Raw genomic sequence first — 19,779 nt, 5'->3', positions numbered from 1 at the left:
CCCGGAGCGGCCCCGGAGCGGGCCCGGAGCGGGCCCGGATACGGTCAGTAGAGCGAGACGGGCGGCTTGCGCGGGACGGGCGAGTACAACGCCTCCACGGGCGGGCGACCGGCGCTCGCGTCAGCCCGGGCCGCGGCCGTGCGCAGGCGTCCCCCCTGCGGGAAGGCGCTCACCTTGGAGGCTCCGCAACCGGGGCAGTCCACCCCCGACCACGGGGGCTGGACCGACTCCCCCGCCTGGGTCCAGACCACGGCCTCGTGGCCGCGCTCGTCCGCCGCGTGGCGGACGGCGTACTCCTCCTGCCAGACGCGCCCGCAGCACTGGCACTCCAGTGACCACACCTCGTGCGTACTGAACTCGTCGCGCACGTGAACCACCCCCGTTGGTGACGGTGACGACCCATTCGAGTCTTGCCCCCTTTTCCCCATAAGGGCAAGTAGATAGGGATATCAATTATCTGATTCTCATATATTGAGATAAAATCTCTCACTGGGTGAGATAGATGCTACGGTCGATCCACTCGACCGAAGGAGTGGTCATGGCCACCAAGGACGCCGTCTACACCCACGGGCACCACGAGTCGGTGCTGCGCTCCCACCGCTGGCGCACCGCGGAGAACTCCGCGGCGTACCTGCTCCCCCACCTGTCACCGGGGATGTCGCTGCTGGACGTCGGCTGCGGCCCCGGCACCATCACCGCGGACCTGGCCGAGCGGGTCGCACCAGGCGTCGTCACCGCCTCCGAGGTCACCGCCGAGGCGCTCGGCCTGGCCCGCGCCGAGGCGGAGCGGCGGGGTACGGCCGGCATCGGGTTCGCCGTGGCCGACGTGCACGCGCTGGACTTCCCGGACGACTCCTTCGACGTCGTCCACGCCCACCAGGTGCTGCAGCACGTGGGCGACCCGGTCCAGGCGCTGCGGGAGATGCGGCGGGTCTGCCGGCCGGGCGGGATCGTCGCGGTCCGCGACAGCGACTACGCCGCCTTCACCTGGTTCCCGGAGCTGCCCGAGCTGGACGAGTGGCTGGCCCTCTACCAGCAGGTCGCCCGGGCCAACGGGGGTGAGCCGGACGCGGGGCGCAGGCTGCTGTCGTGGGCCCGCGCCGCCGGTTTCACCGACATCACCGCCACCTCCTCCACCTGGTGCTTCGCGACGCCGGAGGACCGGGAGTGGTGGGGCGGCATGTGGGCCGAGCGGATCCTGAAGTCCGACATGGCCCGCCAGGCCCTCGCCTCGGGCGCCGCCACCGAGGAGGAGCTGCAGCGCGTCTCCGCGGGCTGGCGGAGCTGGGCCGCCGAGCCGGACGGCTGGCTGTCGCTGCTCCACGGGGAGCTGGTCTGCCGGACCTGACCCTCCGCCGGACCCCGGGAGCGGTCTGCCGGACCTGACCCTCCGCCGGGCCCGGCGCAGCGCCGGGGTGCGCGGCCGCCGGACGGCGGCCGCGCACCGGGCCGGGGGTCAGGACCCCTGGGTGATCCTCACGTTGTCGACGCCGGCCTCCACCAGGGAGGCGCCCGAGGCGTCGGCCGCCTCGACGAGGATCCGGACGGTCTGCCCGGCGAAGGCCGAGACGTCCGCCGTGGCCGTCGCCCACGCGCCATCGCGGTCGGTGGCCGCGCCGAGCTGCTGGAACACCTGGGTCGTCCCGGACGGGCCGACGACCTTCACCCTCAGGTAGTCCGCGCTGGAGGAGTTGGAGCCGTGCGCCAGGTACCACGACAGCGACAGGTTCAGCGTCCCGCCGCTCGGCAGGGCGATCTCCGGTGACCGGACGCTGGTGACGCCGCCGTCGATGTCGTAGGCGCCGGCCGAGGAGCCCGCCAGGCGCCCGGTGACCAGGTCGTTGACGCCGCTGACCGTGGTGCCGAGCTGCTTGGTCCCGCTGGAGGAGGTGGCCGCCGGGTCGCCGCGCTCCCACTGGCCGGAGGTGGCGGTGTCGGTGCCGGACGGGTTCGCCGTCCAGCCGGCCGACGTCTCGAAGTCGTCGGAGTAGACCGTCGCCGGCGGCGGGCCGGAGGAGCAGTACTGCGCCTCCTTGCCGGTGATCCGGTAGACGCAGTCGGAGTACTCCAGGAAGCGCAGGACCGCCTCCCTGTTCCGGGTCGTCTGCGGGCCGATCTGCTCGTCGGGCGGGTAGAAGCCCGGGGACGCGCTCGTCGGGTACATCTCGAAGGTGTAGCTGAAGATCTTGTGGACGCCCCACATCCAGTCGTCGATCGAGCCGTCGGTGATGTAGAGGTCGCTCGCCTGCTGGGGGGTGTAGCCGTTGGTGGAGGCCATGTTCCGGCCCAGCGCCTCGAAGGCGTCGTGGTCGTCCTGGGTGAGCCCGGGTGCGGTGTCGTTGTAGGTGTAGCCGTACGGCCACAGGATCAGCTCGCCGTAGGTGTGCCAGTCGATGTGCGACCTGATCTGCTGCACCCCGCCGACGACCCGGCTGTTCACCCAGTTGGCGACCGCCCTGACCTCGGGGGCGGAGGCGGCCGAGGGTCCGCGGTAGGTGTCGCTGGACGCCGAGCCCGAGGAGCCGCCGCAGCAGCCCCACTGGAAGGCCCAGTTGCGGTTCAGGTCGGTGCCGACGTAGGACGAGCCGGAGTTGGGCTGCCGGTTCTTCCGCCAGGAGCGGTAGGAGCCGGTCGCGATGTCGTACTCGCCGCCGTCGGGGTTGAGGTCCGGCATGATCCAGATCTCGCGGCCGTTCACCAGGTTCGTGATGCGGCTGTCGCCGCCGTAGCCGTCGGTGAGCATGTTCATGATGTGGAGCGCCATCTCGACGGTCAGGTGCTCCCGGGCGTGCTGGTGGTGGGTGAACAGCACCTCGGGCTCGGCCTCGTCGGTGGCCACGTTGTCGCTGATCTTCACGGCGATCAGGTCGCGGCCCTCGTACGAGGTGCCGTAGCTGATCTTCCTGGCGATGGTCGGGTGGTCGGCGACGATCCGGTTCACCGCCGCGGTCATCTCGGCGTAGTTGTGGTAGGCCGAGTCGGCCGGCGGGAAGTCGGCCAGCGACTTCGGCGGCGGCGAGGGCGCCTCGAGCTTCGTGACGGTGTAGCCGAGCCTCTCGATCTCGGCGACCTCGGCCTCCGTGGCGGTGACCACGACAGAGGCGGGGTCGACCTGGTCGATCGCGGCACCGGTGGCCGCGACCGCGCTGCGCTGCCGGGAGTCGCTCGGACCCTCGACCTTGTACTGGCTGTTGGGCGGCGGCTCGGCGGAGGCTCCCACCCCGGTCGCGCCGAGGCACAGCAGCGCCAGGGCGGCGATCCCGACGGTCAGACGGCGTCTCACCCGTATCCTCCTCAGACGCGTTGTCGGGGGGTTGTCACGCGTCTGAACCGAGGGTCAGGCAAGCCGGCCGGTTAGCAAAGACCCAAACACCACATCATGCGGGAGTTATGGCCGCCGGGTCCCGGCGCCCGGCGTCCCGGGCGTCCGGGCCACCGGTGCGCGGAAGGCGCCGGTGCTCAGAAGGCGACCTCGAACCAGAGGGTCCTGAGCCCGTGCGGGTCGCTCTCCCGGATCCCCCAGCGGGCGGCCAGCAGGTCGACCAGGAACATGCCGCGCCCGCTCTCCGCCTCGGGCTCGTTGCGCACGTGCGGCGCCGAGTGCCCCGAGCCGGCGTCGCTCACCTCCACCAGCACGGCGTCCGGGCCCACCGCCACCGTCATCGCCACCCGTCCCCCACCGCCCGAGCCGGAGTGGACCACCGAGTTGGTGACGACCTCGCTGACGAGCAGCGTCACGTCGTCACAGGCCGGATGGGCCTCGCCCAGCAGCTCCCTGACGCGGCGCCGGGCCAGGGCCACGGACTCCGGCACGCCATGGAGGGTGACCGTGGATCGGGGTGGAACGGTCTGCTGCCCGGTCGTCATGATCGCCTCATTCCCCGGTGGATGCATTCCCATGCGGACGCCGCTCTGGGATGGCACACTCACTCACGGTGAACCTTTCTATCAAGGACTGCAACAGCTCATATTGAAATTCCACAGTTTCTTCCGCCGGCAGATCGGAGGTTCGGGTGTGGCGTCCCGGAGAAGTCCCACCGCCCGGCATCGCCGTCTGATGGCCGAGCTGAACCGTCTGCGAGAGAACAGCGGCCTGTCGCGGGTGGAGGTGGCCGAACGGATCGGCGCCACCGACACCACCATCTGGAGGTACGAGACGGGCCTGACCCGTCCCAAGCCGACGGACGTGGCGGCCCTCACCAGCGTGTACGGCGTGACCGGGCAGGAGCGCGACTCCCTGATCCAGATGGCCAGGGAGGCCCGGCAGCGGGGGTGGTGGCACCGCCACCGCCAGGCCCTCAAACCCGGTTTCGACTCCTACATCGGGCTGGAGGCCGAGGCCTCCGTCGTGCGGTGCTACGAACCGCTCGTCGTTCCCGGCCTGATGCAGACCGAGCCGTACGCCCGTGCCGTCATCGAGGCGACCTCCATCACCCACACCCCCTCCGAAGTGGATGAGAAGGTCTCCGTGCGCATCTCGCGCCAGCGGTTGCTGCACGGCTCGAGTGACCCGATCCAGCTCGTCGCGGTGCTCGACGAGGCGGTCCTCCGGCGCCGGGTAGGCGGCCGCGAGGTGATGCGCGAGCAGCTGGAGCGCCTGATCGACCTCGGCAGGCTGCCCAACGTGGAGATCCGGGTGATCCCGTTCTCCGCGGGGGCGCACGCCGCGGTCGACGGCAAGTTCTGCCTGCTCAGCTTCCCCGAGCCCGAAGATCCCGACCTGGTCTACCTGGAGCAGGCCGCGAGCGGGCTCGTTCCGGAGGATCCGGAGGAGGTGCGCCGGTACACCCTGATGTTCGGAAGCCTGACAGCGATGGCCTTCGGCACCGAGGCGTCGGCGGCCTTCATCGCCCAGGTGGCGAAAGAGTTGTGAAGAACCGATACGAAGAGGAGAAATGCGGGTGTCCACTGTGGATCCGTCCCGCGTCATGTGGCGCAAGAGCAGTCTCAGCACCGGAGGCGACTGCGTGGAAGTGGCCGTCGTGCCCGGTGACCCGGCCCTGGCCGCGCACAAGGCCGATGCCGATGAGCTCTACCTCGTGCGCGACTCCAAGGACCCGAACGGTCCGGCGCTGGCGTTCACCCAGAGCGAGTGGGACGCCTTCGTCGGAGGCGTGAAGGCCGGCGAGTTCGACTGACATATCCCCCGGGGGAACCGCACGCCGGTTCCCCCGGGGCCTTTCTCAGCCCGGCCTGCGGTCGCCGCCGTCGTAGCCCAGCACGCGCATCGCGGTCTCCGGATCGAGCGCGGCGGCCAGGAGCTGGGCCCGCTCCACCGCCCGGTCGCGCTCCGCCTCCGCCCTGACCCGGGCGGCCTGGACCGCCCGGACCGCCAGGAAGGCGATCCCCGCCAGCACGCAGGCGATCACCGCCGCGGCGAACGCCGCCATGGAGGCGCCCCGCCCCGCCTCACCGGCCAGACCCGCCGCCGCGCTGAGCCTTCCGCCGCTGAGGGCGTCCGCGCCGAGCAGCGTGAACGCGGCCAGCGCGACCAGGCTGGCGGCGACCACCGCGAACCGCCGCAGCCCCCGCCGCTCCTTCGGACCCTTGCGGACCTCCCCGGCCCCGCGCTCCTCCGGCGGTTCCCCCGCCCCGTGCCGCGGCTTCCCGTCCCGCCGCGGCTCCGCTCCACCGGGCCGCACCGGGCCGGGTGACGGCGGCGCCGGCGGGGGCTCCGGGCGGTCCTCCGCCCACGGCACGAACTCGGGTCCCGCCGGAGCGGTCCCGGCGACGGCCGGGGAGCCGTGGCCGTTGCCCGTCACGACCGCGCCCCGGACCAGCGCGGCGGGTTCGAGCCGGGGCACGGCCGCCGGGACGGGCAGTTCGCGTGCCACGCGGCTGTGCTCGCGGTGCGCCCGGGCCGCCTCCAGGTGGTACTCCTCGATCTCGGCGTAGAAGTCGTCCGAGGCGTAGACCGAGCCGTCGACCAGCGGCCCCCGGCGCTGCTCCAGGACCGCCACCACGTCGTCGCCGTTCAGCGTCTTGTCCGTCTCCAGCGCGTGGGCCAGGCAGAGGACCTCCCGCCGGTGCTCCCGCAGCAGCTCCTCGGTCCGCTCCAGCAGCCGCACCAGGTTGTACTCGATGCGCTCGCCCAGGACGTCCGGGGCCTTGATCCCCTTCCCGCCGCCCGCCGGCCGGGCGCCGCCGGCCCCGCCGGGCTTCGGCAGGGACTTGCCGCCCATGATCTCCAGCTCCTGCAGGGCGGGCACCGACGTGACGCCGCGGCCCATCCCCCAGTGCGCCTCCATCAGCGCGGTGAGGTAGGTCGCCGAGTACAGGTCCCCCGAGACGCCGGAGGAGTTGTCCTCGGCGAAGAACATCCGCTCCCCGGCCAGCGAGGCGAGCGAGACCATGATGTCGGCCTCGTGCTCGGACTTCCACCGGGTGAACTGGTCCTCGGGCTTGATGCTCGCGACCATGCCGAGGTAGTCGGCGCCCTTCTCGATCGTGGCGATGTCGATCTCGAGGTGGTAGCGGGTCCGGTAGGCGGCCACCGCGTGGCACGCCTCGTGCACGGCCACCGCGTGCCGCTCGCGCTCGATGTACTCCACGTCCTCGGGCGGGCCGAGCTGCTTGAGCCGCTTGGCCCGGGTCACGTCGGACCAGGTGATGACCTCCCGGCCGTCCCGGGTCGCGGTGATCAGCGACTCGTTGACCAGGTCCTTGATCGTGGCGCCGGTGGCGTAGGGCGTGATGGTCGCCAGCTTGTCCAGCTGCTCGTCGGTCAGCTCGTGCCGGACCTTGTCGAAGTAGCCCCGGTAGGTGCGGACCCGGCCCGCCTTGGAGGGGTAGCCGACCTTGTAGATGCGGTCGATGCGGCCCGGGCGCAGCAGCGCCTCGTCCAGCGAGTTGGGCATGTTGGTGGCCATCATGACGAGGATCCGGTACTTCGGCGGCGGCTTGGGCCGCATGCCGAGCAGCCGCCGGACGTGCCGGTTGACGATGCCGCGCGGCTTCTTCAGGCCGGACAGCTCGGTCAGCAGCGCCTGCAGGGTGCCGGGGTCGCCGCCGCCGCCCATGTTCCCGCCCATGAAGAAGCGGCTGCGGCCGGTCTCAGGCTCCGCCGTACCGGCGCGGGAGCCCGCCCGGTGGAGCAGCCACCGGGTGTCCTCCGACAGGTAGCCGAACCCGTGGCAGCCGCCGGAGTGCGGGGAGAATCCCGGGCCGCCCCGCGGTCCCTGCTGCGCCAGGGAACCGCGCCGGCCGAGGGAGTCGGCCTCGTCGAAGAAGACGATCACGCCGCCGTAGCGCAGGGAGAGCTTGCGGAGCTTGCGGAAGAGCGACTTCACCTTCAGGATGCCGATGCCCATGAACATGTTGACGAAGGCACCGGGGTCCACGAACACGTACGGCTTGCCGGTCTCCCCCGCCACCGCCTCGGCCATCAGGGTCTTGCCGGTGCCCGGCGGCCCCCACAGCAGCAGGCCGCTGGGCACGTAGCCGCCGCGCTCCTCAATCTCGTCCGGCCGCTCCAGGAAGACGATGTTCTCCTTGACCCGCTCGACCACGTGGTCCTGGCCCCAGACGTCGGAGAAGCGGGTCGTGATGTCGTCGGGGAAGTAGGTCTCCACCCCGCCCCGCGACAGCAGCCAGAACAGGCCGATGAACTGGAAGGCGATGAAGAAGAACGCGAAGGCCAGCTGCGCGACGTACGGCAGCGCCTGCCAGAGCAGCGCGGGGGCCTGGAAGAGCGCGATGGCCGGTGAGGTGTCCAGCACCTCGCCGAGGACGAGCGCCAGCACCGCGATCCAGAACAGCCACTTGATCGCGCGGGCCGTCCGGAAGCGGTTCCAGTCGGAGAAGCGGCGGTGGCTCCAGCGCTCGAAGCCGCCGAACACGCCTCGGGTCCAGAACCGGTGGTAGCCGGCGGAGCGCTCGCTGACCAGGAAGTGCAGCTGCCGCAGCAGCTCGGCGCCGAGCAGCCAGAAGATCCACGGGGCCTCGCCCGCCGTACGGGCCATCGCGTCCTGGAAGGTCATGATGCCCTCGAAGGACGCCAGCTGGTTCCAGACCAGGACGAAGTAGACGATCGTCAGGACGAGGACGAACTTGGTCCGGTCCCACAGCGGCATGCGCTTGCGGGTCTCGGCGCGCCGGTCGGTCGGGCCGGTGCCGGGCGGGCGCAGGCCCTCGGGGTGCGGGGACGGGGGCGGCTTCATCTCCATAGGCGGGCTGCTCCTCACCCGATGGCTCGCTTGACCTTGAAGGACTGGGTGACCCTGTCGAGTTCCGCGGCGCGCTCGCGGTAGCACGCCGCCGAGCAGCGGACCAGCATCGTGGAGAGCCGCTGTCCGTCCTCGCTCAGGTAGGAGGTGAGGTCGAAGGTCTGCACCCCCGCTCCCTGGACGGCGTAGTTGAACCGCACGTGCACCCCGCGCACCCCGTCGCCGGGGTGGAGCACCTCGTCGGCCAGGAGCTCGAAGCCGGTCAGCGGGTAGCCGGGGATCTGCTCCGCCCGGGCGCGCACCTCCTCGGAGACGGGCAGGATCACGTCGCGCATGCCGTTCAGGGAGAGCTCGTCCAGCTCGGCGGGCAGCAGCTTGGCGACCCGGGCGAAGACGAAGGGCTCGTCGGAGGTGCCCAGGCCGTACAGGTGCTGGACGGCGGGCTCGGTGTGGGCGTCGTAGGCGACCGACCAGACGAGCTGCCTGCGGACCTGCGCGGTGGCCGACTCGGAGTCGCTCCGCTCCAGGACCGCGTCCAGGGCCTGCTGGTCGATCTGCCGCCAGACGGCCGGCACCTTGAAGTAGGTCCGGCCGTCGCCGTCGTGGACGTAGGTGAACTCGGGACTCGCGCATCCTGCGGCCAGGGCGGCGACGAGCGCCACCGGTGTCGCGGCGAGCCGCGCCCTTGAACTTCGCACCAGGGCTGTACCTCCGCTTTGCGGGCCGGCAAGGGATTCGTGCCCGTTTTTTGAGTATCCCTCCCGTTCTCTTGACGACCATCTTGGAAATCTTGACCAAATCTTGGCGATGGATCGGCTCTATTTGGTACGGAGGGCCGGCGGAGTGGTTATAACGGGCGTATCCCGGCGCACGGGCACGCCGTCGCGGGTGGCCCGCAGGGCATCGGTCCCAGCGGACCGCCGGGGAGGCGCGAGGGCTTCACCCGGGGGCGGCGCCCCGGACGCGGCCCCGGTTGTGCGATCTTGGATCGTGCCGGACGATACGGATCCGCGCTCCCGGAGAGCGGCGGTTTCCGCATCCTCGGTGATTTCTCAGCGGGATGTTCATATATGTCGTGACTATTGGCGGGAAGGAGCTACCGCTCACCGCGGAACCGGCCAAGGATGGAGGGATCGCGACGCCGCCCGTCGCGCCCGTCCCCGACCGGCCGACCGGAGCACCCATGGACGAGTACCTCGACGACACCGCTCCCGACCGCCGGGCTCGTGGATTGGAGATCATGAAGCAGGTTCACGGTGAGGACGACCCCTCGGGCGTCCCCGGCGACTTCTTCGGCATGACCGTCGAGCACCTGTTCGCCGAGGTCTGGTCCCGCGACGGGCTGAGCCTCCGCGACCGGCGGCTGCTCCTGCTCGGTCTGCTCGTCGGGCAGGGGATGGACGGCGACGTCGAGCTCCAGCTCGACGCGGCGCTGCGCACCGGGGAGCTGACCCCGGACGAGCTCCGCGAGATCGTCATCTTCCTGACCCACTACGCCGGCTGGCCCCGGGGGGCCCGGCTCAACGGGCAGGTCGAGGAGCTCCTCAGCCGGTTCATGAAGGACTGACCGGCGGGGCGCCGGGGCTCACTGCCCGTGCTCGAGGAGCCGCCGCAGCAGCCCTCCGGCCTCCCGCCGGCCGGCCCGGACCCGGGTCGCGATCTCCTGCCCGACCGCGCCGGCCACCGACCACGGCAGCTCCGCCAGGCGCGCCGGGCGGAGCGCGGACCCCAGCGCCGAGGCGATCACCGCGGCCCCCACCGCCCCGGCCCGGCCCGCCGTGTGCAGGAACAGCGGCGTCCCCACCTCGTCGGCGAACCGCTCCTCACCGATCTTCGCCTGTGCGAAGGCCGCGAGGAGGAACTCCATCGGCGGCGGCTCCGGCCGCCCCTCCCACGCCTCCAGGAAGCGCCGCGCATCGGGACCCCGCCGGGCACCCGCGGCGGAGTCCTCCCGTACGGCCTCGGCCAGGCCGTCCAGTTCCTCGTCGAGGATCTCCGCGTGCAGCCGGCGCGCGACCGCCAGGACCGTCGCCGGCAGCTCCGGGCACGGCGCGGAACCGCCCGGCCCCACCGGGAGCGGGCCGTCCGGCCCCACCGGCGCGAAACCGCCCGGTTCCACCGGGACCGGGTCGTCCGCCTCCCTCCCGGCCCCCAGGAAGGCGAGCTCCCGCTCGATCCGCTCGCGATCGCCGTCGAAGCGCGCCGCCAGCTCGCCGGCGAACCTCCCGCCGACCGCCACGGCACGCAGCCGCCGGTACGCCTCCTGCGGGGACAGCCCGAGCTGCAGCAGGCGCGCCGGGTCGAGGACGGCCTGCACCATCCGGGTCGCCCCGTCCAGGCGGCCCCAGATCCAGTCGTTCACCCGCCAGGACTTCTTGTAGAAGGCGCCGAACTGGCCGAGCTCGGTCCCGGCGAGTTTCCGGGGATCCTCGGAGCCGCCGAAGGAGTTCGGCGTCCGGGCGCTGATCTGCTGGAGGACGACCTCCTGCTCCACCTCCGGCGGCTCACCGGCGACGGCGAGCCGGCAGACGCCGACGACGAGCATCCGGCGGAGCGCCGCGGCGGGCGACGCCGTCCCCTCCCCGGGAACCAGCTCGGCCAGCAGGTCCCGCAGGCGCCCGGCCTCGCAGGCGGCGGCCGGGACCGTGGCCTGTGGCGTTCCCTGCCGGCGGGCCCGGCCCGCGGCCTGCGGCGGGTCCTCCCCTCCGGCCGGATCCGCGGCCTGCGGCGGCCCCTCTCCACCGGCCCGGCCCGCGGCGCGCCAGAGGTCGCCGCGGGCCCCGGTCAGCACGGCGGCGATCCGCAGCGCGATCCCGCCCCGCCGGGCGGCCGCCTCCGCCGCCGCCGAGGGCCTGCCGTCGGGCGTCGTCCGGGCCGTCGCCCCGGCCAGCCAGCCGTACAGCACCCGCCGGCGGTGGTGCGGATCGGGCGGCGGCGAAGGGAGCGACCGGACGCGCCCCGACCAGGCCCCCTCCTCCTCCCGGCGCGCCTCCGCCAGATCCGCGATCGCGTCGTGGAGTTCGCGCCTGCGCTCCCGGAGCCTGCGGCGGAGCTCCCGGTCGGGCAGCGGCGCCAGCCAGATGGCGCGTTTGAGGACGTCGACGGCGATCTCGCCCACCTGCTCGATCGCCTCGAAGCCCCAGTCCCAGTCCGCGGTGGCCGGATCGTCCCCGGGCAGCCCTGCGGGCACCTGGCGGACCACGTCGTGCGCCCCGGCGCACGCCGTCAGCGCGGCCTCGAACTCGTCCCTGCGCCAGCCCGCCTCCCGGTCCCCCGCGCGGACGGCGGCGGCGTGGATCCGGGCGGCCTCGCGGCGCGTCTGCGCCCGCGCGTACTCGGGCATGAGCCTGGCGGCGAGCGCGCAGTCCAGTACCCCCAGCAGGGCCGGGCGCTCCGCCCGACGCCCGCGCACGCGCGCGTTGCTCTCCTCGATCCGCCTGAGCTCCTCGGCCACCGACTGCTCGAAGGGCAGCCGGAACAGGGCCTCCAGGACGTCCCCGAGCACCGGCGGGGCGTCGTGGCGGGCGGGCTCCTCCGGGCCGGCCGGAGCGGGCGCGGGGTTGACGTACATCAGCAGCCGCCGTACCTGGCGCTCCGCCGGCTGCCGGTAGATCGCCGCCAGCGCCGGCTCCACGGGCCGGTTCAGCAGGACGCCGCCGTCCAGGACGTAGCGGCTCGGAGCGAAGGAGGCGACCGCGGGCCGGGCTCCGGCCGCGCCCAGGTCGGGGTGGAGCCCGTCCGGCCCGCCGTCGCCGACCGGCGCGAACCCCGGCTCGAAGGCGACGGGGAACGAGGACGTGCACCGGGCCGCGAGCGCCAGCCGGCGGGTGACGTCGTGGGAGAAGTGGAACGGGTCCTCCTCCGGCCGCGTGCCCGCGTCCCGCGTGAAGCGGAACATCCCCGCCGAGTCGATCTCGGTGATCGGGCTGCCGAAGTCGTCGTGGAACGGCACGTGCTCGCCGTTCATCAGGGTCCCCGTGATCATGAGGTCGATCGGCCGTTCGCGCGGCGGAACGTACCGGTCCGGCCGCCGGTGGGCGGGGACCAGCCGGTCGAAGGCCCCGGCGAGCTCCGGCAGGAGGTGGCCGTCACCGCGCAGCAGGGAGGGCCGGTGCGGGGACGCGGGGCTGCGGAGCAGCCGCGCCAGCGACCCCGTCTCGGCCCACACCCGGCCCAGCGGCCGCAGATCGGCCCGGTACACCTGGGCGTACGCCAGCGCGGCGCCGTTGATCCCCCCGGCCGACGTGCCCGTGATCACGTCCACCCGGGCCGTCGCGCCCACCAGTTCCAGCAGGCCCCGGTAGACCTCCCCGCCGGCCTCGCGTTCCTCACGGGTCGTACGGTCTCCGCGGGCCTTCCGGGTCCCGCGGGCGTCGGGCGAGCTCAGGGCCAGCCGGTTGATCTCGTTCGTCACCCCGCCCATCCACACCGCGAGGCTGACGCCGCCGTTCATCACGACGGCGATCCGGATGTCCTCACGGTCGTCGTCCGGAACGACGGCGGAGGGTGTGTTCCGTGCTCCCATCGCGCTCCCCGGATCGGTCCTGCCCTGCCTCACGACCGGTTCCATGACAGCGCCCGGCGGGGGTGCCACCCCTGAGACCCGGCCGGTCCGCCCGGAAAGCCGACCGGATCGGAACCCGGATTTCACCTCCCCTTTGCCCGCCTCCCCGGGGTCCGGTCGGCACGGCGGGGTCCTCCCGGGGCCCGCGGGCGGCCTTTCAATAGACTGCGGGCATGCCTTCCGCACTGATCACGGGCGCGACCGCCGGCATCGGCGCCGCGTTCGCCCGCCGCCTGGCCGCCGACGGTTTCTCCCTCGTCCTGGTCGCCCGCGACGAGAAACGCCTCCTCGCCCGCGCCGAGGAACTGCGCCTGCGCTACGGGGTGGAGACCGAGGTCCTCCCCGCGGACCTGGCGAGCGAGGAGGGCCTGGCCGCGGTCGAGCGGCGGCTCCGCGAGGGCGTCGACCTGCTGGTCAACAACGCCGGATTCGGCCTGCCCGGCGCGTTCCTCGACGTCCCGGTCGCCGACGAGGTGCGCATGCTGAAGGTGCACTGCGAGGCGGTGCTCCGGCTGACGCTGGCGGCCCTGCCGGGAATGCGGGAGCGCGACCGGGGCGCGGTGGTCAACGTGGCCTCGGTGGCCGCCTTCTTCACCCGGGGCACCTACAGCGCGTCGAAGGCGTGGGTGGTCAACTTCAGCGAGTCCGCGGCCACCGAGCTGGACGGCGGCCGCGTCCGGGTAATGGCGCTGTGCCCGGGCTTCGTCCGCACCGAGTTCCACGAGCGCGCCGAGATGAACGTCTCCGGCATCCCCGGCTTCCTGTGGCTCTCGGCCGACGACGTCGTCGACGAGGCCATGCGCGATCTGGCCCGGGGCCTGCGGGTGAGCGTGCCCGACCTGCGCTACAAGGCGATCGTCGCGGTCGGCAGGCTCCTGCCGCTCAACCTGACCTCCCGGATCTCCCGCAGCATCGGGCGGAAGTAGCCGGGGGACGCGAAAGGGCCCGTGCCGCGGGAGGGGGTCGCGGCACGGGCCCAGTCGTCCTACGGGGATGGTCAGATGCGGGCGTTCGCCGCGTGGCCGATCGCCAGGCCGGAGGCCGGGTCGAAGAAGTGCAGGTTGTGGGTGTCCACGACCAGCTCGATGTTCTGGCCGGGGCGGACGTGGCTGCGGGAGTTCACCCGGGCGGTCCACAGCGACTTGTCGCCGACCAGCGGCAGGGTCGCGTCCTCGTCGTCGCCGGCGTCGGCGGCGGCCACGGTGTCCTGGTGCTGGACCGGCGGGGCGTCGATCAGGAACAGGACGTTGATCTCGGAGCCCAGTTCCTCGGTGACCTCGGCGCGGACCGGCAGGCGGACCCAGCCGCCGGCGTGGCCGTTGGCGGCGACGGCGTCCTCGAAGTCGGAGGGGCGGATGCCCAGGATGATCTTCTTGCCGATGTACTGGTCGAGGCCGGCCTTCTCGGCGAAGGTCGAGTCCGGGACCGGCAGCTTGTAGCCGGCGAAGGCCACGGCGGCGCCGCCCTCGGTGCGGATCAGCTCGGCGTTGACGAAGTTCATGGACGGGGAGCCCATGAAGCCCGCGACGAACAGGTTGACCGGCTTGTCGAAGAGGTTCTGCGGGGTGTCGACCTGCTGGAGCAGGCCGTCGCGCAGGACGCAGACCCGGTCGCCGAGGGTCATGGCCTCGACCTGGTCGTGGGTGACGTAGACGGTGGTCACGCCCAGGCGCTCGTGCATCGTGTTGAGGGAGGCGCGCATGGAGACGCGGAGCTTGGCGTCCAGGTTGGACAGCGGCTCGTCCATGAGGAAGGCCTGCGGCTCGCGCACGATGGCGCGGCCCATCGCCACACGCTGGCGCTGACCACCGGAGAGGGCGGCCGGCTTGCGCTTGAGGTACTGCTCCAGGCCGAGCATCTTGGCGGCCTCGTTGACCCGCTTGGAGATCTCCGCCTTCGGCATCTTGCGGAGCTTCAGACCGAAGGCGAGGTTCTCCTCGACGGTCATGTGCGGGTAGAGCGCGTAGTTCTGGAAGACCATCGCGATGTCGCGGTCCTTCGGCGGCAGGTGGTTGACCACCCGGTCGCCGATGATGATCTCGCCGCCGCTGATGTCCTCGAGGCCGGCGATCATCCGCAGCGCGGTGGACTTGCCGCAGCCGGACGGACCGACCAGCACCATGAACTCGCCGTCCTTGATCTCAAGGTTGAGGCCGTTCACGGCTTTCACGCCGCCCGCGTAGATCTTGTCGACGTTGCTGAGAACGATGGAAGCCATGGAAGTCCTTAGCGCCTCGGGCCAACCCCGCGTTCACCCGATAGTGGATACGTTTTCATGCATCTCACCCGAACCGGACATCCCTGTCAAGAGAAAAGCCTGTTTTCGGCCGTCATCAGCACCTCTGTTATCCCTCCGTGCTGGAGCGAACACGGAAAACATGATGGAATCGTTTCCATGAACACGCGCAGGACGACCATCAAGGACGTGGCGGAGGCGGCCGGCGTCGGCGTGGCCACGGTCTCGCGGGTCCTGTCGGGCGGTTCGGCCAGCCCCGAGACCCGGGAGCGGGTGCTGGCCGTCGCGACCCAGCTCGACTACCGGCCCAGCGCGCTCGGGCGCAACCTGCGCCAGCAGCGCTCCGGCGGGATCGGGCTGCTGGTGCCCGACATCACCGACAGCTTCTACGGCCGCCTGGCCGACGGCGTGCTCGCCTGCGCGCGGGCCGCCGGCGAGCCGGTGATCCTCGGCACGACCGGCGACGACGCCGAGCGCGAGGCGGAGCAGATCGGCATGCTGCTGGAGCAGGGCGTGGGCCGAGTGGTCGCGGTCCCGGCCGGGGACGCGGAGATCTGGGCGCCGACCCTGCGCACCGGGCTGACCACGGTGTTCGCCCACCGCTCGGCGGCAGGCCACGGCGACGTGCCCGCCGTGCTGGCCGACGACCGGAGCGGGGTGCGGACCGCGGTCGACTACCTGACCGGGCTGGGCCACCGGCGCATCGCCTACCTCGGCGGGCCCGGCCAGGAGCAGCGCGTGGCGGTCTTCCGGCAGGCGCTGGGCGCCCTGGTGGACGAGGAGCTCATCGTCTTCGCCCGCGGCAGCCGCGACTCCGCCTACGCGGCGGCGGCGGGGCTCCTGCAGCACCGCCCCGACCTGACGGCGGTGCTGGCCGGCGGCAACCTGCTGGGCGAGGCCGCCGTGCTGGCCGCCCGGGAGCTGGACCTGCGGGTGCCCAAGGACCTGTCGATGATCATGTTCGACGACGTGCCCTGGGCCGAGCTCTGCTCCCCGCCGCTGACCGTGATCGCCCAGCCCGCGCAGGACATCGGCTACCGCGCGGCCGAGCTGGTGCTGCGCGAGGGGGGCCGCCGCCCGCGCGGCGTGCTGCTCCCCACCGAGCTCGTCGTCAGGGGCAGCTGCGGCCCCCGGCGCGCCTCGTGAGCCGCGCCGCCGCGCACCCCGCCCCCGCCTCCGCCTCCGCGCGGCCGTACGGGGCCCGCTTCCGGCGCGCCGCCGTACGGCACCGCCTCGGGGGTGCGGAGGGGACCCGGGTCAGAGGGACTTCTCGACCGCGTTGACCAGGGCGGGGTCCTCCGGGGTGACGCCCGGGCGGAACCGCGCGAGCACCTCCCCCTCACGGGAGAGCAGGAACTTCTCGAAGTTCCACTGCACGTCGCCGGCCTCGCCGTCGGTGTCGGCGGCCCGCGTCAGCTCGGCGTAGAGCGGGTGCCGGCCGTCCCCGTTGACGTCGGTCTTGGCCAGCAGCGGGAAGTCCACACCGTAGTTGGTCGCGCAGAACTCCTGGATCTCCTCGGCCGTGCCCGGCTCCTGGCCCATGAACTGGTTGCAGGGCACGCCGACGACGGTGAAGCCGCGCTCGGCGTAGGCCTGCTGGAGGCGGACCAGCCCGGCGTACTGCGGGGTCAGGCCGCACCTGGAGGCGACGTTCACCACGAGGACGGACTTGTCCGCGGCGAGCTCGGCCAACGTGGTGGGCGCGCCGTCAAGGGTCTGCACGGGGATGTCACGGATGCTCATGGCCGCAGCCTAACCCGCCGGTAACAAGGACGGCGCACGGGTCCCCGGGGCATGGGGCGGGGTTCCCGGCGAACGGACGCGGAACTCGGCTCTGACACGAAGCATATGACGTCATGGCTGAAAGCGATCTCGCCAATGATCACACCGGGCATGGCGAATCGGCGCGGGGCCCTGGCCCCGTGCCGGCACGCCTATTGCGGGGGAGACGCGGTCGGAGTGCTGACCGCTTCGAGGGCGATGACCTGTTCCAGAGCGCGCCGCAATATGGTGACCCGGTCTCTGCCGAGAAGCCGGGACCATCGCTGCTCGACGTCGGCGAGGATCCGGGCAGCTGCGGCCTGGGCCGTCCTCCCTCGGCCGGTAAGCCTGATGATCTTCGCGCGGCGGTCGACCTCGTCGGCGACCCGCTCGAGGTAACCGTGGTCCTCCAGTTCGCTGACGAGTTCACTGATCGCCTGCTTGGTGAGTCCGGATCGTTCGGCGAGTGTGGTCAGCCGCGAACCCTCGGCGTCGATGTACCGGAAGACCGAGCCGTGGACATACCGGATCCCCTCGAACCCCTCGTCGGCCAACTGCCGGTGGAGTCCCTCGAGAGCGATATCCCTGACCTGCGTGAGCAGGGTGGGAAGCGGCAGCTTCGGCTCATGTCGCCGCCCCCCCGCTCCCGAACGCGTCGTCATGGTCGTGCGGTCCTTCTTTCAGACGAGTTCGTCAGGAGGCTTGACGATATCAGGCGGCATAATGGTAAGGTCGCCTGACTGTCAGGGAGCTTGATTAATTTCTGGAGGCGAAATGTCCGACATTGCCGAACGGCGCGATCAGTTCGCGGCGCTGTTCACCCGGCCCTTGCCTGCGGACGTCGACTCATCGGCGACGACACTCGGCGGGCGGCCGGCACTGGAGCTGCGGAGGGCGGCGCCGGCCACGGCGGGCGAGGACGTGCTGCTGTATCTCCACGGCGGTGGGTTCGTGGTCGGATCGGCACGTGTCACCGCTCACATCTCCGCCGCGCTGCTGCGGCATCTGGACGGCCGGGTGGTCTCGCTCGACTACCGGCTGGCGCCCGAGCATGCGTTCCCGGCCGCGCCCGATGACTGCATGGCGGCCTACCGCGAGCTGCTGGACTCCGGGGTCGATCCGCAGCGGTTGGTGGTCGCGGGCGACTCGGCCGGTGCCGCGCTGGCTGTCGTCACCATGATGCGCGCCCGGGACGCGGGCCTGCCGATGCCGGCGGCGGCGGTCCTGTTCTCGCCGGCGGTCGATCTGACCCTCAGCGGCGCGAGCATGCGGTCCAAGGACGGGGTGGACCCGTTCTTCGCTCCGGCCGATCTCAAGTGGCTCTTCGATCGGTACCTCGCCGGCGGTGACGGTGCGGCGCCTGAGGCGAGTCCGGTCTTCGCCGATCTCACCGGCCTGCCGCCCCTGCTGATCCAGGTCGGCTCGAGCGAGCTCCTGCTGGACGACGCCGTACGGCTAGCCGGACGCGCCGGGGCCGACGAGGTCGCGGTGACGTTGGAGGTGGTTCCGCGTCAACCACACGTGTTCCAGCTCGACGATGAATCGGCCGAGGCGGCAGCGGCGCTCGAGCGTGCCGGCCGGTTCTTGGCCACCCGGCTCGGCGGCGAGCAGGGGAGATCATGAACCGGCTGGCCGATCAGGTGATGGGGCCGGTACTCGCGCCCCGCGACGAGGGGTACGACGCGGAACGCGCCGGTTGGCAGACCGCCCGCCGGCACCGTCCCGACCTGGTGGTGGGCGCCGCCGGACCCGCCGACGTGCAGGCGGCGGTGACGTACGCGAGCGGCCGCGGGCTCCCGGTGGCGGTGCAGGGCACCGGGCACGCCTCGGCGGCCGTCGCCGCCGAGGGCGGAGTGCTGATCACCACCGCGCGGATGAGCGCCGTCCGGGTGGACGCCGATGCCGGCACTGCGTGGGTGGCCGCGGGGACACGGTGGGATCAGGTGATCCGCAGGGCGGCGCCGGCCGGGCTGTCGCCCCTGTCCGGTTCGGCCCCGCGCGTGGGCGCGGTCTCCTACACCCTCGGCGGTGGTCTGGCCCTGTTGTCCCGGACCTTCGGTTACGCCGCCGACCATGTGCGCGGCCTCGACGTCGTCACGGCGGACGGCCGCCTGCGGCGCGTCACCCGGGACTGCGAGCCGGACCTGTTCTGGGCTCTGCGCGGAGGGCGGGACAACTTCGGCGTGGTGACCGGAATGGAGATCGATCTGATGCCGGTCACCACGCTGTACGGCGGAGCACTGGTCTTTCCCGTTGAGAAGGCCGCCGATGTGTTCGGCACCTACCTGCAATGGGCCGCCACGGTGCCGGAGGCGATGAACTCCTCGATCGCGCTGATCTCCCTGCCGGACGTTCCAGCGATCCCGGAGCCGTTGCGCGGCCGTTACACCGTCCATGTCCGCATCGCCTGCGCGGCCGGCGATCCCGGAGCCGGCGAGCACCTGGTGGCGCCGCTGCGGGCCATCGGCCCGATGAGCGACACCCTGGGTGCGCTGGCTTACGCCGAAGCCGGGTCGATCTACAACGACCCCGTCGCATCGAGTGCGGTCGAGTCGGGCACGGCCATGCTCGGCGAACTCGACGCCACCACTGTGCAGGCCATCCTCGATCTGGCAGGCCCCCACGCGCCGGTGCCGCACATCGTCGAACTGCGCCACCTCGGCGGCAGGCTCGCCCACCCGCCTGCCGTGGAAAACGCCGTCGGCAACCGCGACGCGCGATACCTGTTCAACGTGGTGTCCCGGCTCGAACGCGCCGACATCACCCGGATCCGGCCGGCGCACGCGCGCGTGTTCGAGGCGATCGCGCCATGGAGCACCGGCGGCCGGTTCCTCAACTTCATGAACGGCGAGAAGGCCGCCACTCAGGTGCGCTCCGCCTACAACGCCACGGACTACCGGCGGCTGACCAATCTCAAATCCGTCTACGACCCGGAGAACGTCTTCCGTCTCAACCACAACATCCCGCCCGGCTGAGGTCCGCTCCGGGATCGGGGGGACGACTCATCGCTCAGCACCGTCGCCACTGTCCTCGCCGGACTGATCGGCGCAGGC

Annotated in this window: 17 protein-coding genes; 8 read left to right on the top strand and 9 right to left on the bottom strand. The window is 72.2% G+C overall.

Going from position 1 to position 19,779, the window contains the following annotated elements; all coding sequences use genetic code 11:
• Positions 1-44: 44 nt before the first annotated feature.
• Positions 45-368, bottom strand: coding sequence for a hypothetical protein (locus IEZ06_RS06380; protein ID WP_189235712.1), 324 nt, complete (start codon positions 366-368; stop codon positions 45-47).
• Positions 369-538: 170 nt separating this feature from the next.
• On the opposite strand from IEZ06_RS06380, the gene IEZ06_RS06375 reads away from it, so the two are divergent.
• Positions 539-1,348: a class I SAM-dependent methyltransferase gene (locus tag IEZ06_RS06375; protein WP_189235711.1), complete on the top strand. Its 810-nt coding sequence runs from the start codon at positions 539-541 to the stop codon at positions 1,346-1,348.
• Between the two features lie 108 nt (positions 1,349-1,456).
• On the opposite strand, the gene IEZ06_RS06370 is transcribed toward IEZ06_RS06375, so the two are convergent.
• Positions 1,457-3,283: a M14 family metallopeptidase gene (locus IEZ06_RS06370; RefSeq protein WP_189235710.1), complete on the bottom strand. Its 1,827-nt coding sequence runs from the start codon at positions 3,281-3,283 to the stop codon at positions 1,457-1,459.
• Between the two features lie 176 nt (positions 3,284-3,459).
• On the bottom strand, positions 3,460-3,867 hold the full coding sequence (locus tag IEZ06_RS06365) for an ATP-binding protein (protein WP_189235709.1): 408 nt from the start codon (positions 3,865-3,867) through the stop codon (positions 3,460-3,462).
• A gap of 190 nt (positions 3,868-4,057) precedes the next feature.
• Between IEZ06_RS06365 and IEZ06_RS06360 the strand changes: the two genes are divergently transcribed.
• Positions 4,058-4,873, top strand: a complete 816-nt coding sequence (locus IEZ06_RS06360; protein WP_229797830.1) for a helix-turn-helix domain-containing protein — start codon at positions 4,058-4,060, stop codon at positions 4,871-4,873.
• Between the two features lie 22 nt (positions 4,874-4,895).
• Positions 4,896-5,138, top strand: coding sequence for a DUF397 domain-containing protein (locus IEZ06_RS06355; protein ID WP_189235707.1), 243 nt, complete (start codon positions 4,896-4,898; stop codon positions 5,136-5,138).
• Between the two features lie 45 nt (positions 5,139-5,183).
• Here IEZ06_RS06355 and IEZ06_RS37115 read toward each other — a convergent pair whose 3' ends face one another.
• On the bottom strand, positions 5,184-8,165 hold the full coding sequence (locus tag IEZ06_RS37115; protein WP_268245583.1) for an AAA family ATPase: 2,982 nt from the start codon (positions 8,163-8,165) through the stop codon (positions 5,184-5,186).
• A 14-nt stretch (positions 8,166-8,179) separates the two neighbouring features.
• Complete coding sequence (locus tag IEZ06_RS06345) at positions 8,180-8,863, bottom strand: hypothetical protein (protein ID WP_189235706.1); 684 nt, start codon at positions 8,861-8,863, stop codon at positions 8,180-8,182.
• A 377-nt stretch (positions 8,864-9,240) separates the two neighbouring features.
• Between IEZ06_RS06345 and IEZ06_RS06340 the strand changes: the two genes are divergently transcribed.
• On the top strand, positions 9,241-9,732 hold the full coding sequence (locus tag IEZ06_RS06340) for a carboxymuconolactone decarboxylase family protein (RefSeq protein ID WP_229797829.1): 492 nt from the start codon (positions 9,241-9,243) through the stop codon (positions 9,730-9,732).
• Between the two features lie 18 nt (positions 9,733-9,750).
• Here the strand turns inward: IEZ06_RS06340 and IEZ06_RS06335 are convergent, their stop codons facing one another.
• Positions 9,751-12,690 (bottom strand): patatin-like protein, encoded by a 2,940-nt coding sequence (locus IEZ06_RS06335; RefSeq protein WP_189235705.1) that lies wholly within the window; start codon positions 12,688-12,690, stop codon positions 9,751-9,753.
• Positions 12,691-12,902: 212 nt separating this feature from the next.
• Here IEZ06_RS06335 and IEZ06_RS06330 point away from each other — a divergent pair, with 212 nt between their 5' ends.
• Complete coding sequence (locus IEZ06_RS06330; protein ID WP_189235704.1) at positions 12,903-13,655, top strand: SDR family NAD(P)-dependent oxidoreductase; 753 nt, start codon at positions 12,903-12,905, stop codon at positions 13,653-13,655.
• A gap of 71 nt (positions 13,656-13,726) precedes the next feature.
• Here the strand turns inward: IEZ06_RS06330 and IEZ06_RS06325 are convergent, their stop codons facing one another.
• Positions 13,727-14,947 (bottom strand): ABC transporter ATP-binding protein, encoded by a 1,221-nt coding sequence (locus IEZ06_RS06325; RefSeq protein ID WP_189235703.1) that lies wholly within the window; start codon positions 14,945-14,947, stop codon positions 13,727-13,729.
• A 177-nt stretch (positions 14,948-15,124) separates the two neighbouring features.
• Between IEZ06_RS06325 and IEZ06_RS06320 the strand changes: the two genes are divergently transcribed.
• Complete coding sequence (locus IEZ06_RS06320; RefSeq protein ID WP_068895729.1) at positions 15,125-16,111, top strand: LacI family DNA-binding transcriptional regulator; 987 nt, start codon at positions 15,125-15,127, stop codon at positions 16,109-16,111.
• A 111-nt stretch (positions 16,112-16,222) separates the two neighbouring features.
• Here the strand turns inward: IEZ06_RS06320 and IEZ06_RS06315 are convergent, their stop codons facing one another.
• Both IEZ06_RS06315 and IEZ06_RS06310 read right to left on the bottom strand, forming a co-directional pair.
• Entirely contained in the window at positions 16,223-16,708 is a 486-nt protein-coding gene (locus IEZ06_RS06315) for a glutathione peroxidase (RefSeq protein ID WP_189235702.1), read from the bottom strand.
• Positions 16,709-16,899: 191 nt separating this feature from the next.
• Positions 16,900-17,388, bottom strand: a complete 489-nt coding sequence (locus tag IEZ06_RS06310) for a MarR family winged helix-turn-helix transcriptional regulator (protein WP_189235701.1) — start codon at positions 17,386-17,388, stop codon at positions 16,900-16,902.
• A gap of 112 nt (positions 17,389-17,500) precedes the next feature.
• Here IEZ06_RS06310 and IEZ06_RS06305 point away from each other — a divergent pair, with 112 nt between their 5' ends.
• Positions 17,501-18,349 carry an alpha/beta hydrolase gene (locus IEZ06_RS06305; protein WP_189235700.1) on the top strand — a complete coding sequence of 283 codons (849 nt, stop codon included), beginning with the start codon at positions 17,501-17,503 and terminating at the stop codon, positions 18,347-18,349.
• Positions 18,346-19,701: an FAD-binding oxidoreductase gene (locus tag IEZ06_RS06300; RefSeq protein WP_189235699.1), complete on the top strand. Its 1,356-nt coding sequence runs from the start codon at positions 18,346-18,348 to the stop codon at positions 19,699-19,701. The genes IEZ06_RS06305 and IEZ06_RS06300 overlap by 4 nt, the downstream gene beginning before the upstream one ends.
• Positions 19,702-19,779 lie beyond the last annotated feature (78 nt).

The organism is Planomonospora antibiotica (genome assembly GCF_014647955.1).
Lineage (GTDB): Bacteria > Actinomycetota > Actinomycetes > Streptosporangiales > Streptosporangiaceae > Planomonospora > Planomonospora parontospora.
Note: the sequence above shows the minus strand (reverse complement) of the source record. Positions and strands in the feature narration are given on the sequence as shown.

Excerpts from the sequence above, each read along its gene's own strand:
- IEZ06_RS06360 (WP_229797830.1), top strand. The coding sequence starts at position 4,058 with ATGGCCGAGCTGAACCGTCTGCGAGAGAACAGCGGCCTGTCGCGGGTG.
- IEZ06_RS06305 (WP_189235700.1), top strand. The coding sequence starts at position 17,501 with ATGTCCGACATTGCCGAACGGCGCGATCAGTTCGCGGCGCTGTTCACC.
- IEZ06_RS06365 (WP_189235709.1), bottom strand. The coding sequence starts at position 3,867 with ATGACGACCGGGCAGCAGACCGTTCCACCCCGATCCACGGTCACCCTC.
- IEZ06_RS37115 (WP_268245583.1), bottom strand. The coding sequence starts at position 8,165 with ATGGAGATGAAGCCGCCCCCGTCCCCGCACCCCGAGGGCCTGCGCCCG.
- IEZ06_RS06355 (WP_189235707.1), top strand. The coding sequence starts at position 4,896 with ATGCGGGTGTCCACTGTGGATCCGTCCCGCGTCATGTGGCGCAAGAGC.
- IEZ06_RS06310 (WP_189235701.1), bottom strand. The coding sequence starts at position 17,388 with ATGACGACGCGTTCGGGAGCGGGGGGGCGGCGACATGAGCCGAAGCTG.
- IEZ06_RS06375 (WP_189235711.1), top strand. The coding sequence starts at position 539 with ATGGCCACCAAGGACGCCGTCTACACCCACGGGCACCACGAGTCGGTG.
- IEZ06_RS06335 (WP_189235705.1), bottom strand. The coding sequence starts at position 12,690 with ATGGGAGCACGGAACACACCCTCCGCCGTCGTTCCGGACGACGACCGT.
- IEZ06_RS06330 (WP_189235704.1), top strand. The coding sequence starts at position 12,903 with ATGCCTTCCGCACTGATCACGGGCGCGACCGCCGGCATCGGCGCCGCG.
- IEZ06_RS06300 (WP_189235699.1), top strand. The coding sequence starts at position 18,346 with ATGAACCGGCTGGCCGATCAGGTGATGGGGCCGGTACTCGCGCCCCGC.
- IEZ06_RS06320 (WP_068895729.1), top strand. The coding sequence starts at position 15,125 with ATGAACACGCGCAGGACGACCATCAAGGACGTGGCGGAGGCGGCCGGC.
- IEZ06_RS06315 (WP_189235702.1), bottom strand. The coding sequence starts at position 16,708 with ATGAGCATCCGTGACATCCCCGTGCAGACCCTTGACGGCGCGCCCACC.
- IEZ06_RS06325 (WP_189235703.1), bottom strand. The coding sequence starts at position 14,947 with ATGGCTTCCATCGTTCTCAGCAACGTCGACAAGATCTACGCGGGCGGC.